We start from the raw sequence: 14,817 nt of genomic DNA, 5'->3' as shown, positions 1-14,817 counted from the left end.
AGAGTTATATGGGAGAGAGAAATTACTATTATAAATCATATGGAAAAATAATAAAGTCTGAAATTGAGATAAGTGAATTTATACCTCATGATTATGTTGATGAGGATAAAGTTGATATAGTAGTTAAGAAAGGAAATATGCCTAAAAATATAAAAAAACAGAGAGACGAAGAAAACATAACTAGATTTTATGATGGTAATGAAATATGGTTTTATATAAAAGACGTAGGGACTTATTATATTAAGGATGCTAAAACAATATTAGTTGAACCAGAAGAGGGATGTATTTTCAATGATTTAAAGGCATTTCTTATATGGAGATCAATGGCTGCATGTTTACTACAAAAAAATATAGTAACTATTCATGGAAGTGCAGTAATTATTAATGGAAGAGCTGTTATATTTACAGGAAGAAGTGGATCAGGAAAATCTACATTAACAGCAGCCTTTAGAAAAAATACATATAAATTTTTATCAGATGAGTTATGCGTATTATCAATAGATGAGGACGGACATCCAATAGTAAATCCTGGTTATCCACAACAAAGATTAGCTAAGAATACTCTAGAAGGTTTAGGCTTTAATTGTGATGATTTTATTATAAGTAAAGAATCAAAAGAGATGTATTCAGTACCTGCAAATAATGATTTTATAGATAAACCTATAAAATTAGCTGCTATTATTGAAATTGAACCTTGTGATGATATAAATACTGTTGAAATAGATGAATTAGAAGGTACTAGTAAATTAATGAGGATGTTAAAAAATATATATATGTATTGGTGTACTAAATATACAGGATTTAAAAAGTCTTATTACGAACAGTGTATTAATTTAGCTCAAAATGTTAGGTTCTTAAAGCTTAAAAGACCTAAGGATGGATTTACTGTAAATGAGCAAATGAAATTAGTTTTAGAAGAGCTAACTAGTTAAAGTAAGTGAATTACTTATGAGAGGATATTAATATGAGTAACATATTAAATGTAGATAAGTTTGTTTATAGATTATATGGATTAAATGTAATATCAGATATAGAAATACCACAATTAATACAAATAGATGTAAACGATAAAATTAGTATAGATATAGTAATAAGAATTGGAAAAATGACAGGAAAAGCAAGTGGATATAGAGAGAAAAAAAGAAAAAATAAATATAGGCATAACTTAATGTGGATCAATATAGATAATGTAGCTCAATATTATCTATATAAAGGAAGAGAAATTATAATAGAGCCTTATGATGAGCCTGATATTAATAATATTATAGTATTTTTATTAGGGACTATCTTTGGAGGATTACTTATTCAAAGACAGACGTTAGCTATTCATGGTGGAGCGGTTGATATAGATGGTAACGGAGTTATTATAACAGGGGATAGTGGAGCTGGAAAATCTACATTGACATCAGCTTTAGTTGATTTAGGATATAAAATGATTACTGATGATGTAGCAGTCATTAGAAGTTCAAGTAAAAATGAAATATTTATAGAGCCTGCATATCCTCAAAGAAAATTATGTAAGGATGCTATACATAACTTTGGTTATGAATTAAATAAGTTTAATAAAGCTTATGGACAAAGAGATAAGTTTTTTATTAGAATTCCAGATAAATTTAGTTATAAGCCAGTTAAATTAAAGGCTATATTTGAAATATGTACATCAGATAATGATAAAGTTGAAATTGAAGAGATTAATGGTTTTGAAAAGATAGATATTATTAGAAAAAACATTTATAGAATAGAAATTCTTAATAAGGTTGGTATGAAAGAGAAATATTTTAATATGTTATTAAATTTATCTAAGGATATAGAGATATATAGGATAAAAAGGCCTTTAAATATGTTTACTGTAAAAGAGCAGATAGATGAAATTAATAAAGTACTATGTAGATAATTATAATTTAATATTAAATTATTTATTATAAATTTGAAAATATAGGGGGAGTTATATTATGACAATGAAAAAGTGGCAGGAACCAGAAATCTTTGATTTAGGTGTGGAAGAAACAAAGTCTTGTACAAAGGAAGGACATCCACATACGAAGGATAAGAAATCAGATAGTAGTGACTCAAGTAGGGATGGAGATTCATCTTGTTCAAGCGACTGTCAATTTGATGGGGAAAGTTAATTATATTTTAACTTAATCAGAAATTAAAGATAGGGTATTATCCATAGTTTTAATAACTTAGATAATACCTTATTTTATTTATATTTTTATATCTGATGCAATTTCATCAAATAATCTATTATTTTCAATAAGATTTAAACTTCCATTTTCAAGACTATAAACTTTATCACAAATTTCTAAAGCTGAAGGTCTATGAGTTATTATTATACAAGTCGGTTTATGGTCTAGTGAACTTATTGATTTTATTACTTTATATTCTGTTTCCATATCTAATGAAGAAGTAGCTTCATCTAATATAAGAATAGGTCTTTTCCTTAAAAATGCTCTTGCTATAGATAAACGTTGAGATTGTCCTCCTGATATTCCAATACCATTCTCACCTAATACAGTATCTAATTTATCGTCAAGTTCTTGAATAAAATCATAAGCACAAGCTTGCTTTAGAGCATTATCTAGTTCATAATCAGTAGCATTTTTATTTGCAAGAAGTAAATTATTTTTAATAGTACCAGAAAATAAAGTATTACCTTGAGGTACATAAGAAATTAACTCTCTATGTTCTTTTGTAATTTTAATTGGATTTTCATTATTGTATTGTAAGGTTATGTCACCATATTGGCTATGAATAAGGTTTAAAAGTAATCGTATTAAGGTTGTTTTTCCACCGCCAGATTCTCCAACTAAGCCTATTATTTCACCTGGATTAATAGTTAAATTAATATTTTTTAATATTATCCTATTTTCTTTATAGCTAAAGTTTATATTTTTAAATTCAACTTTAGGTGGATTTAAAGAATAAATATTATTATCCACTATATTTTGATTTGAAATTTTTAAATTAGTAGGTTCTAAATTCATTTCCTCAATTTCCATAAGTCTTTCTGCAGCTGCTATAGTTGATATAAATTCAGGAACAGTTCCTGCAAAACTTGCAAATGGAGCTTTCACATTATTATATAACTGTAACATAGCAGTTAAACTACCATAGCTACTTATACCTTTAGCAATATTTAATGCCCCCCATGAGAATATTGCTAAGTATGTTGCAGAAGAGGATATTTTCATAATTACTCCAGAAGTAGATTTTATAAGTGTCCTTTTTAAGGAAAGTTTCATTCTATTTTCTTGAATTTCTTTTACAGATTCAATATTTTCATCTTCTAAGCAAAATGTTTTAACTATTAATAGGTTATTTATACTTTCTTGAATAAAGGTTTTATATTTAACCTTTTCCTCTTCCATTTCTTTATATATAACTTTAAGCTTTTTATTAAAAAATCTACTTATTATAAATAAAAATGGCCCTATAAAAAATGCTATTAAAGTTATATAAGGTGATAATTTAAATAATGTAAGGAAAGAAGCAATCAAAGTAACACCTAAAGAAATAACTCCAGGAATTGTGCTTATTATTGTAGAGGTAATTGTAGATGTATCAGAAGTAATTCTTGTTAATAAGCTTATACTATGGTGTTTAGATACATCAGACCATTCACTTTTATTTATATGAATATATATTCTTTTTTGTATAGTTTGTCTAAGTTTTGATGAAGAATATGTTGATAAAAATGATGTTATAGGTTTGATTAATATTTTACTAAAGGTTATTACAATCATAACTGTAAGCCAATGTATAACTATATTAATTTCTTGAGATATAGCAGCATCTATAAGTGACTTAGAGACTAATGCACTATAAACTCCAACTAAGGAGAGTAACGATTTTATAATAGTTATTAATATTAAAAATGGAAGTATTGATTTGGCATTTGATAAAATCCATTTTAATTTTTTTATAGTATCCATTTAATATTGCCCCTTTGTAAAATAAGTTTAATTATTACAATATTATACCATTAGTTAAAAAAGCAATGAAATAATTCAAATAGGCAATGTAGAGAGAATTTATATAGCTATTAGTATGTAACTCGTAAGTATTATTAAAAAATGATTAATTTGTATAATTTAATCATTTTGAATTAATTGTTAAAATTAATATACCAATTAAGTATTATTAATATTTATTAATTAAGGGAGGTATTTAAGTATGAAAAGCTGGGATAATCCAACTTTATTCAAATTAGGAGTTGATAAGACAAGCACTGAGTCAGATTACATTGAAATATGTAATTGGGATGGTGCTGAGATTTTCGGACTTGGAAATGAAGAGTATACAGATCCAAATAACAAACCACCACATCATCCAGAGTGGGTATGGTGTAAGGTACATGGAAGATGGCATCCTAAAGACCATACTACAGGTGATGTAGATACTACTTTACCAGAATCTTAAATCTTCTAAGTAACATCCTAAGTAAACTTCTACCTTAGTATATGTTATTTAATATATATACTAAGGTAATAGGACTTATTTTAGTAGTATTAACATTTATACTAAAGTAGTAATAATTGAAAAATATATAATACTAAAGATTTATTTACATAAATTATAATTGCAATATATAATAAATATATGCTGATATTATATGTAGAAAATTAACTACTACTTAACAAATATAATTTATAGTAAATAAGATAAGTAGTATTTAAATAATCTCTATATAAATATTAAGTTTAATAAGAAAAGCATAAATAATTTAGAGGCGACTTCTAAACAATGAAATGGAATCGTTACCGAAAGACGATGATAAAGGGGAGAATTAATAATGAGGAAATGGAAAAAACCAGAGTTAAAGGTTTTAGGAATTGAAAATACCTTTGGAATTCAAGCTGGTGATGGATATGAGTGGATATGTGCAAACTGTTATGGAGATTCTAGAAATGATATCAATGAAATTGGAACAACTAATGATGGGGTAATATACACAACACCTAATCAAAATTGTGGTGACTGCAAAACTAGTAATAAGTGGATAAAAGTTCTTAAGGGTACTAGACCAACAGTGGGAATATCTTAAAGGTTAGTTTTAAGATTCATAATTAATTATAATGAAAAAATGGAAAAAGCCAGAACTTATTAATTTATCAGTAGCTAACACAAATGAAAACAAAAATGAGTTATATGTTATTAAGATTGAATTGCGACATGTACTACCACGCTATTAAAATTAAAAAATCCACGGATACAAAATTACATTAGTATCCGTGGATTTCTTTGTTTGTTAAACTAATTCACTAGCAACTTCTAATATACTTTCTCTACTAACTTCTCTAAGATTACCTTTTTCTAATTTCATAATTCTATTACAAATATTAAGAGCAGAAGGTCTATGAGTTATTATTATACAAGTTGGTTTAGTAGGTAAGCTTCTAACGGCTTTAAGAACAGAAACTTCTGTTTCAGGGTCTAAGGCAGATGTTGCTTCATCAAGGATTAATATTGGTCTTTCTCTTAAGAATGATCTAGCAATAGCAATTCTTTGGGCTTGTCCTTCAGAAATGCCAAGTCCTTTTTCACCAATCATAGTATCAAGGCCATCTTCAAGTTCATTTACAAAATCAAAGGCACAAGCACTTTTTAGAGCTGTAAAAATTTCATCATCATTAGCATTAGGTTTACCATATTTAAGATTGTCTCTAATAGTTCCAGAGAATAAAGTATTCCCTTGAGGTACATAAGAAATAAGTTCTCTATAATTTCTGTTAATACTTTTTACTATATTATCTTCACTAAGAAGTACATTACCTTGTGTTGGGTTTATTAATGATAAAATAAGTCTAATCATAGTTGTCTTACCTTCACCAGAAGGACCAACAAAGGCTAATGTTTCTCCAGATTCTATAGTTAAATTTATATTGTTTAAAATATTATTATTAGCTTTGTAAGCAAAGTATACATTATCAAAAACTATATTAGGCTTATTAAATTCAGAAGATATTTTACTACTAATAGTATCTAAAGCAACTTCTAAGTTCGCAATATTATCAAGTTCCTTTTCATCAGCCATTTTTTCAACTGGAATAGCTTCTATTTCCATAAGTCTTTCAGCAGCAGCTATAGTTGATATAAGTCCAGGAATCATGCTTGCTAATGAAGAAAATGGAGCTTGTACTTTACTATATAATTGAAGCATTCCTGTAAAAGTACCATAAGTAGATAACCCCTTAGCTATATTTAAAACTCCCCAAGTAAATATTGTAAAGTATGCAAGAGAAGAGCAGAAGCTCATTGACATTGAAGTCATTACAGAAAGCTTAGTATTTCTCATAGCAATTTTATATTTATTATCCTGAATTTCAACAAGTCTATGCATATTTATTTTTTCCATACAGAATGTTTTAACTATCATTATATTTTGAATAGATTCTTGCATGAAAGATCTATATTTAACATCTTCTTCTTGAGCTTCCTTATATAAAGCTTTAAGCTTACTACTAAAGTATCTTCCAACTATAATTAGGAAAGGCCCAATAAATACTGCAACAAATGCAATTGAAGGTGCCCAGTTTATAAGTGTATAAAAAGAACCAACAAGGGTAACTGATAGCGAAACAAGACTTGGGATTGTACCAAGAATAGCAGAGCTTATATTACCAACGTCTGATGTTACTCTTGTTAATAAGCTTACAGAGTGGAATTTACTTTGTTCTAGCCAGTCACTACATTGTATATGTTGATATATTTTTCTTTGAATATTTTGAGTTAATTTTGTTGATGAATGTGTACTCATAAATGATGTTACTGGACTTGATAACATACTAATTAAAGTAATTACAAGCATTGTTATTAACCAGCGTATAGTTGCATCAGAGTCACCACTAATTGCAGAATCTATTAATGACTTTGAAACTGTGACATTATAAATTCCTATAAGAGCAAAAACAACATTAACGACTATTGAGAATATTAAAAATGGAATTGCAGGTTTTGCATATGATGCCATCCACTTTATCTTTATCCATAAGTCCTTTGATGGTCTAAGTTTTTTTAAGTTTTCCATAGTAACCCCTTTCTAACTTTTCTTTTGACAGATATTACTATTTTATCATCTGAGTAAAAAGTTTACAATAATGCCTTGTAATTACTATTTTATTGGGGGGATTAACAATATGTATTTTGTAGCAAAAGTTATGCTAATATGGTAATATATTGTTTGACTAACAAAATAAAGACTCTGAGGTGACAAGGTGATTTTTACTAAAAAGATAAATTTAAAGTTAGCCATTATAGGAATTACGTTTATGAGTCTTTTAATAATAACAAATAGTGTGCTTATGGAATTTGGATTACAAAAGAGTGTAGAGTTTACTTATAGTACTCACTATGAGGAAACTAAAAAAATACTCAATAGTAAGTTTGAATTATTAAAAGACTTATCTAATACATTAGCTAGAGATAAGAGAGTTAAACAAGCATTAGATGTTAATAGAAGTGTGGATCAATTAGATGAAAAAAGTATAAGTGATAGTTTTAGAGATGTATCAGATTTTGAGGAATACTTGAAAGAATTTATATTTATAAATTCAGCTAGTATTGCTAGTATTCCAGGAAAATACATAATTTATGAGGGAAAAGTTATTCCTAACTATGATTTAATTTCTAATGGGGTATTAGATGAAATTAAATATAATAATGAAAATGATATATTAATCAGTAATATTAATAAACATATTGATACAGGGAAATATGCTATTTTAATAGTTAAACTTATTTATTCAGATGATAATGATGAGCTTTTGGGAGCAACTATTTTAGAAGTTTTTCTTGAGGATTTAATTAAAGATATAAATTCAGGATTTTACATGGGGCATTTAGATACATATATAAAAATTAATGATGATGAATATCTTTGCAAAGATGGTATTGTTAATAGTATTGGTAATAATAATGATGACTATGTAATACAATTAAAAAGCGAATTTGGTGATAAGCTACCAATATTTTTAAAATATGATAAGGACTCCATAATTTATAATAAGGAAATGAAATCTATTAATAGATTTAGAATTGTAATTTTTTCTATTTTAGGGGTTATATATTTAATAATTTTGATTTTATTAATTAGAGCAACATTTAAACCAATACTGGAATCACTAAATAAGTTAAAAATATTATTTAAAAATTTAGAAAGCAAAGAGCTGAATTTTGAGCAGATGGATGAATTTGAGCAATTAGAGCTTGTTTCGAATTCGTTAGGAAATTCTTTTGATAAAAAGATAAAGTCACTTATCTATTATGATGAATTAACCAAATTACCTAATAGAAAATTATTATCTAAGTTATGCAATGACTTAATACAATGTAAAAATGAATTTGCATTAATATTTATTGATTTAAATAAATTTAAATATATTAATGATGTTTTTGGTCATAGTGCAGGTGATGAGGTACTAGTTAATTTTAGTAGAAGGATTCAAAATTGTTTAAATAATAGAGGAATAGTTACAAGATATTCTGGAGATGAATTTATAATTATATATAGTGATTATGAAGATAACAATAAATTATTAAAGTTTTATAAAGAAGTAATATTAGAAGCTTTTAAAGAGCCAATATTATTTAATAATGGAAAGAAGTTATTTGTTGATTTTGCTGCAGGAGTCTCTGTATATCCTAAGGATGCTAACAATTTTAATGATTTGATAGATAAAAGTGATTTTATGATGTATTCAAGTAAGAAAAGTAACAGTAAGCAGTTGTTATTCTTTAATGATGTTATTTATAAGGAGATACTTAGAATTGAAAAAATTAAAGACTCATTAAAAAGAGCAGTTGATAATAATGAGTTTGTTTTATTTTATCAACCAATAGTAGATAAAAATAAATCTATAAACAAGCTTGAGGCATTAATTAGATGGAATAACAAGGAGTTAGGGTGTATACAGCCAGATGATTTTATTCAATATACTGAGAAAACAGGTGATATAATTAAGATTGGATATTGGATTATTGAAGAGGTTTGTAGAAATTTTAATGAGTTCTTTGATTACGGATATAAGTTGCAAATTAGTATAAATGTTTCTCCAATTCAACTTATGGAAGTTGATTTTATAGATATAGTAGGAAAAATACTTAATAAATATAATGTCAGTTGGGAAAGCCTATGTTTTGAAATAACAGAATCAGCAGTTCTTGATGATAATATAATTATTCATGATAATTTACTTTTATTAAATAAAAGAGGCGTTAAAATTGCATTAGATGATTTTGGTACAGGATATGCTTCCTTTAGTTATTTAAAGAAATTTAAACTTGATATTCTTAAGATTGATAGAATATTTATAGATAATGGATCATATCTTGATTTCAAGATTGTAAATAATATAAAAAATATTGCACATTTACTTGAAATGGAAACTATTATTGAGGGAGTTGAAACTAAAGCCCAGTTTGATATATTAAGCGATGTTGGCTGTGATTACTTCCAAGGATATTATTTCTCACGTCCATTACCAGCATCAGAAATAATAAAGGTTCTCTCTAAATAATACATAGGGGCAAAGGAAAATTAAAAAGCAACATTTTTTAGAGATGTATAAGGAGCTAATAGTAACTCTTAAAGTCAATAATAAAATATAATTATTAATGAATAAAAATACTATGATAAGTATTAAATCTTATCATAGTATTTTTAATTTTGAGATACTAATTATTTTCAGGTATTAATTAAAATAAAGTATTTTGTTTATTTTCCTTTTGTATAGTTTCTTTATTTTTATTGTTTAAACTACCAAGAGGACTATTATAACTGTTAAGAGGATTTGGAAGTTCGGTATTGCTAGAAGGTATAACGCCTCTAGTTCTATGCTGTTTATCGTTAGATTTAGCCATAATACTAATTCTCCTTTAAAACATATGAATTTAATTGTTGAATTGAACTAATAAATTTTGTTGTATTAATCTATGGTACTATCGGTGTCGTCATCATCTATGTAACTAAATTCTTGACATGCTATATTATTTACTACTATTGAATCTTCAACAGTATTTGCTAAGGGTGTATCAACTCCTTCTGGAGACTTACTTACTAAAGAGTCTTTACTTGGTTCATAATAGCTTCTTACGTGTGGTAAATAAACATTAGATTTATCTTTCAAGATGCTCCCTCCTTGCAATAAAAATATTGATGTAAATTTAATTTGGGTAAGCTTAAGTTTTTACTATAAAAATAAATAGAGTTAGATTTATTTTCTAAAAAGTTTTATTCCTAAGCATATATATATTGTTTGAAGGTTGTACAAAAAATATACATTAAGAATAAAAGTGTTTTAAAGAAATTTTGAATTTGCACATATAAATATGAAAAAAAGCAAATAAATAGGAAATTAAACACATTGTTTTTATATAAACAATAATATAAAATTAAAATGAAAATATATGTAAAAAAATTAAATTAGTAAAAAGTTATATTATAGTAAGTGATATTATAGTAAGTGATATTATTAATATTAAGTATAAAAGAAGACGAGAAGGAGAAGAGAGTATGTATCCAATTAAATTTGAGAACCTTTATTATGATAAAATTTGGGGTGGAAGAGATTTAGAAGCCTTTAGAAATAACTTACCAGAAGGAGAAATTGGTGAGTCTTGGGATGTTGCATGTCATCCAAATGGAACAGGAATAGTTGCAAATGGAGAATTAAAGGGTAAAAGCTTTGATAAAGTTATTGCTGAATTTGGACATGCATTAGTTGGTTCAAAGGTAAATACAGAAAAATTCCCATTGCTAGTTAAGTTAATAAATTCAAAAGAAAAATTATCAGTTCAAGTTCATCCAGGAGATGAGTATGCTAAAAGAGTTGAAAATCAATTTGGAAAGACAGAAGCTTGGTATGTTGTAGATGCAAAACCAGGTGCGAAATTAATTGTTGGAACAAAAAACTGTGATAAAGAAATATTTGCAAAAGCAATAGAAGAAGGAAAATGTGAAGACTTCTTAAATGTTGTAGATGTTAAAAAGGGAGATTGCTTCTTAATTAATAGTGGATTAGTTCATGCTATCTGTGAAGGATTAATAATAGCTGAAATTCAACAAAATTCAGATGTTACTTATAGGGTTTATGATTATGGAAGACCAAGAGAAATACATGTTGAAAAATCTTTAGATGTAATTAATTTTAATTTAGAGGCAGAAAACCTTTCTAATAAAGAAGTTGTTAAGTTTAATGGATTCTCTAAAGTAGATTTTTGTGAAAATGAGTATTTTGGTATGCAAAAGATTAATGTAGAAACAGAATGGTCTGATTGTAGTAATGAAGAAAAGTTCTTCATTTTAACTTGTGTGGATGGAGTTGGAACTATAGAAGGAGAAGGTTTCTGTGAAAAAATTAAAATGGGAGATAGTTATTTAATACCTGCAACATTAGGAGAATATGTTGTTAAAGGTGATGTAGAAATAATAAAGAGCTATCCGATGTAAAATTTTGTATTTGCCTCTGGGGCGCCTCAGGGGCGCCCCAGAGGCAGATTAACATAAAGTTTATATTTTTCTTTTTTATCTAAATTTTTAAATTCTCTATTAATATTTAGGCAATCCCTAGAATTCTCAATTAAAAAATAGATATCTATAATATTTAATATTTCATCTGAATGTATACATAAGGTAGTTGGGGGAGATAGAGTATTTGATAGTATTCTGCTAAAGCTAGACCAAGTATAATTTTCTGGAGCTTTAACTATATTTGCTTTTACAGGATTGAGGTGAATATATTTACTCACTTCTAGTAATTCATAATCTGAAGTAATAATATTACTGAAGTATCTTCCTTGAAATAAATGTCCTACATATTCATATTTTTCATTGAAATATTTAACATATAAGCTATTTAAACGTCTCATAAATACACCAGGATCTTGTAAGTCTGTTTTTAGTAGTAAATGAATATGGTTTGACATAAGACAATAACTTATAAGTTTAAAATTTAATTCTTCGTAGAATCTTAATGTGTCTTTTAAAAAGTACATATACATTTTATAGTCGTTATCATCTAAAAAAATTTTTTGTTTATTATTTCCACGATTTGTAATATGATAGCATGCACCTGGAAACCAAGGTCTTTTTTTTGTTACCATTTTAAATTCTCCTTTGAATAGTTTAAATACATATAAAATTATTAACAAGTTTTACAATATTTATTCTTTTTTGGAACTACCTCTGGGGCGCCTCCGGGGCGCCCCAGAGGTAACGCAAAATATAGCAAAAATTGTCGTTGAAAAATAACATAATTGTTGGTATAATTATATATCTCATAAGGACGAACAAAAAAAAGAAATTTTATATAAATATTTGGAGGAGTTGCCAATGCCAGTAAGAATTGCTATACTAGGTGGACCAAGATGTGGTAAAACAACATTAATTCAACAATTATACGTAGATTTAAAAATTAGAGATATAAATGTAGGAGTTGCTACAGAATATAGTACTGATTATTTAAGAGATAAAGGTATGATCGAATCTATTTCAGAACAATATGGAATATACTTAGGTCAATTACATTTAGAAAAAAGCTTAGATGCTCATGATTATGCTATAACTGATTATGCTACTTTTGTACCTTACATATATGGAAGATTAATGCTTGGAGACAAGAAGAGAACTAAGAAAGAAATCGAAATATTAAATGATTTATACAGCTTAGCAATCAGAGATCTACCACAATATGATCATATCTTCTTTGTACCAAGAGAATTTGGTTACAAGAAAGATGGAGTTAGATGGCAAGACGAAGAAGTTGCTCAAATGGTGGACAAGGCTATCTTAGGATTCTTAGATGCTGAAAATGTTAAATATTCAGTAATCACAGGATCAACTAAGGAAAGATCAGAAGCAATAATGAAATTAGTTGGAATTAATAAAGAAATTATACAACCTGTTAAAATTAAAGAAGATAAGGTTGTTACAGGAAAGTAATTATAAGTTGATAAATAGGTAAAAGCTTAGGAAATATATATTCCTAAGCTTTTACCTTAAAGCAGTATTATATGTTTTTTTGAATTATTATTTTAAGAAATATTTTAATTAGAAGTTTCAGAGTCAGGTGAATTATGATTTAAAGAATCTTCTAAATTACTATTTAAAGAATCACTTATATTATGGTTTATACTATTATGCGAATAAAAAATATCAGCAAGAGTTCTAGGTTTACTATAAAAATATCCTTGTACATATAAATTTTCATTATCTATACTTTTAATAAGATTATGTTGTTCAACTTCTTCAATTCCTTCAAGAACAACTGATTTACCAAGGGAGCTTGCTAGAGTATTAATAAATAATATAATATTTTTATGAAGTACATCCTTACAAATAGTATCAATAAAATATTTATCGATTTTTATAATGTCAAAATCAAGCTTTCTAATAATATCTAAATTAGAATATTCAACACCAAAATCATCAATAGCTATTTTAAATCCAGCACTTTTAAGTGTTTTTATATATTTTGTAATTTTAGATAAATCATTAATTTTAACCTTTTCGATTATTTCTAAGCAAATCTTATTATTACCTATATTAGAGTTAGCAAGTGTTTTAATAGCTTTATATACAAATTCCTTACTTTCAATTTCAGATAAAGAAACATTAATAGAAATATAAAAATCTTTATTAGAAAAATAAGTAGATCTTTTTAATATTTTATAATCCTTAATAGCCTGTTCAAGTATCCATAATGATACTTCAAATAACATGTCACTATTTTCTATTTCAGAAATAAATTTTGACGGTGGGATAATATTATTATATCTATCCTTTAATCTTAATAGACCTTCAAAAGCTACAACACTATTATTTCTAGGATTATAAATTGGTTGATAATATAAAAAATAAGAATTATTATTTAAGTTTAATTTAACTTTATTTCTAATTGATCTTAATTTTAATTTAGGAATAACTAATAATAAAGTTAGTAATAATAGACATACATTAGAAGAAATTAAAATAATCTCTTCTAAATTAGTATTATTAAAAGTAAAAAAATATTTTTTATATAATTTATAAATTTTACTATTTTTTTTATTTCCTAAGATTTCAATTGCATTATCAAACTTATCTAAAATATGTTTTGAGTTTTTATTTCCTGCTATATAGACTTGATGAGCGGTAAATCTATAAATTATATTATAATCTTTATTATTAATAGCAGAACTCAGAATTATATCAATCTCATTATTATCTAAAAGTTTTTTTAGTTCATCAAAATTAGTAGCATATACAGGAATTAAATTAATTCCATTAGATTCGAAAAAATCTAAAAGGAATTCTGAATTCGAATTATGTTCTAATAATCCTAGTCTAATATCATCAGGCTTTTTCAAATCTTTAAATTCAATATCAAGTTTTGTAATAAGAGCATTATTTTCTACACAAATTCTATATTTATTAAAGATAAATTTTTCTTTTCTATCATCTGTCATAGCTAAACCGAATATAACATCTATATCACCATCTTCTAACATCTTTAAAGCATCAGAAGGGTTGCAAATTACATATTCTGGTTGAAAATCATATTCTTTCTTAAGTAAATTTATAAGATCATAATAGTATCCAGAAATATTTCCATTATCATCTATAGAAATATAAGGTTCGTCTTCATAAACTCCTATTTTTATTATTTCCTTAGCTTCAGTTGAAGCATTTATTTGATATGAAAAGGTATTTATAAAAAAAATATTTAAAAGAAGTATAATCAATAAATTATTTTTTAATTTTATAAAAAATCACCTCTCAATTTATTTAATTATATAAAATTTTAATTAACTTTAAGAGTAAATTATATCCTATATATG

The 14,817-nt window shown here is 26.1% G+C and carries 14 protein-coding genes; 8 read left to right on the top strand and 6 right to left on the bottom strand.

Translation table 11 applies throughout. The annotated features are described in order from the left end of the window. Positions 1-8 precede the first annotated feature (8 nt). The 3 genes from I4V51_RS02400 to I4V51_RS02390 are packed head-to-tail and all read left to right on the top strand — an operon-like array spanning position 9 to position 2,129. A complete protein-coding gene (locus I4V51_RS02400; RefSeq protein WP_195986741.1) occupies positions 9-932 on the top strand; it encodes a hypothetical protein in 924 nt (307 codons plus the stop codon). Between the two features lie 32 nt (positions 933-964). Next, positions 965-1,894, top strand: a complete 930-nt coding sequence (locus tag I4V51_RS02395; protein WP_195986740.1) for a hypothetical protein — start codon at positions 965-967, stop codon at positions 1,892-1,894. A 58-nt stretch (positions 1,895-1,952) separates the two neighbouring features. Further along, the gene (locus I4V51_RS02390) at positions 1,953-2,129 is read left to right on the top strand and encodes a hypothetical protein (protein ID WP_195986739.1); all 177 of its coding nucleotides are present in this window, start codon (positions 1,953-1,955) and stop codon (positions 2,127-2,129) included. A 78-nt stretch (positions 2,130-2,207) separates the two neighbouring features. Here the strand turns inward: I4V51_RS02390 and I4V51_RS02385 are convergent, their stop codons facing one another. Further along, positions 2,208-3,935 (bottom strand): ABC transporter ATP-binding protein, encoded by a 1,728-nt coding sequence (locus I4V51_RS02385; protein WP_195986738.1) that lies wholly within the window; start codon positions 3,933-3,935, stop codon positions 2,208-2,210. 241 nt (positions 3,936-4,176) lie between these two features. Here I4V51_RS02385 and I4V51_RS02380 point away from each other — a divergent pair, with 241 nt between their 5' ends. Further along, positions 4,177-4,422, top strand: coding sequence for a hypothetical protein (locus I4V51_RS02380; protein ID WP_195986737.1), 246 nt, complete (start codon positions 4,177-4,179; stop codon positions 4,420-4,422). A 373-nt stretch (positions 4,423-4,795) separates the two neighbouring features. Next, positions 4,796-5,047, top strand: coding sequence for a hypothetical protein (locus I4V51_RS02375; protein WP_195986736.1), 252 nt, complete (start codon positions 4,796-4,798; stop codon positions 5,045-5,047). Positions 5,048-5,251: 204 nt separating this feature from the next. On the opposite strand, the gene I4V51_RS02370 is transcribed toward I4V51_RS02375, so the two are convergent. After that, positions 5,252-7,030: an ABC transporter ATP-binding protein gene (locus I4V51_RS02370; protein ID WP_195986735.1), complete on the bottom strand. Its 1,779-nt coding sequence runs from the start codon at positions 7,028-7,030 to the stop codon at positions 5,252-5,254. A 187-nt stretch (positions 7,031-7,217) separates the two neighbouring features. Here I4V51_RS02370 and I4V51_RS21465 point away from each other — a divergent pair, with 187 nt between their 5' ends. Further along, entirely contained in the window at positions 7,218-9,518 is a 2,301-nt protein-coding gene (locus tag I4V51_RS21465; RefSeq protein WP_195986734.1) for a bifunctional diguanylate cyclase/phosphodiesterase, read from the top strand. A 178-nt stretch (positions 9,519-9,696) separates the two neighbouring features. Here the strand turns inward: I4V51_RS21465 and I4V51_RS02360 are convergent, their stop codons facing one another. Both I4V51_RS02360 and I4V51_RS02355 read right to left on the bottom strand, forming a co-directional pair. Then, on the bottom strand, positions 9,697-9,861 hold the full coding sequence (locus I4V51_RS02360; RefSeq protein ID WP_195986733.1) for a hypothetical protein: 165 nt from the start codon (positions 9,859-9,861) through the stop codon (positions 9,697-9,699). 65 nt (positions 9,862-9,926) lie between these two features. Beyond that, positions 9,927-10,127: a hypothetical protein gene (locus I4V51_RS02355; protein WP_195986732.1), complete on the bottom strand. Its 201-nt coding sequence runs from the start codon at positions 10,125-10,127 to the stop codon at positions 9,927-9,929. Between the two features lie 386 nt (positions 10,128-10,513). On the opposite strand from I4V51_RS02355, the gene I4V51_RS02350 reads away from it, so the two are divergent. After that, complete coding sequence (locus tag I4V51_RS02350) at positions 10,514-11,449, top strand: type I phosphomannose isomerase catalytic subunit (protein WP_195986731.1); 936 nt, start codon at positions 10,514-10,516, stop codon at positions 11,447-11,449. A gap of 26 nt (positions 11,450-11,475) precedes the next feature. On the opposite strand, the gene I4V51_RS02345 is transcribed toward I4V51_RS02350, so the two are convergent. Continuing rightward, positions 11,476-12,102: a transposase gene (locus I4V51_RS02345; RefSeq protein ID WP_195986730.1), complete on the bottom strand. Its 627-nt coding sequence runs from the start codon at positions 12,100-12,102 to the stop codon at positions 11,476-11,478. Between the two features lie 229 nt (positions 12,103-12,331). Between I4V51_RS02345 and I4V51_RS02340 the strand changes: the two genes are divergently transcribed. Further along, a complete protein-coding gene (locus I4V51_RS02340) occupies positions 12,332-12,940 on the top strand; it encodes an ATP-binding protein (RefSeq protein WP_195986729.1) in 609 nt (202 codons plus the stop codon). A gap of 104 nt (positions 12,941-13,044) precedes the next feature. On the opposite strand, the gene I4V51_RS02335 is transcribed toward I4V51_RS02340, so the two are convergent. Continuing rightward, positions 13,045-14,721, bottom strand: coding sequence for an EAL domain-containing protein (locus I4V51_RS02335; protein ID WP_195986728.1), 1,677 nt, complete (start codon positions 14,719-14,721; stop codon positions 13,045-13,047). Positions 14,722-14,817 lie beyond the last annotated feature (96 nt).

It is taken from the genome of Clostridium sp. D53t1_180928_C8 (assembly GCF_015667795.1).
Lineage (GTDB): Bacteria > Bacillota > Clostridia > Clostridiales > Clostridiaceae > Clostridium.
The sequence above is the reverse complement of the archived record's forward strand: the minus strand, read 5'-3'. Positions and strand labels throughout refer to the sequence as shown.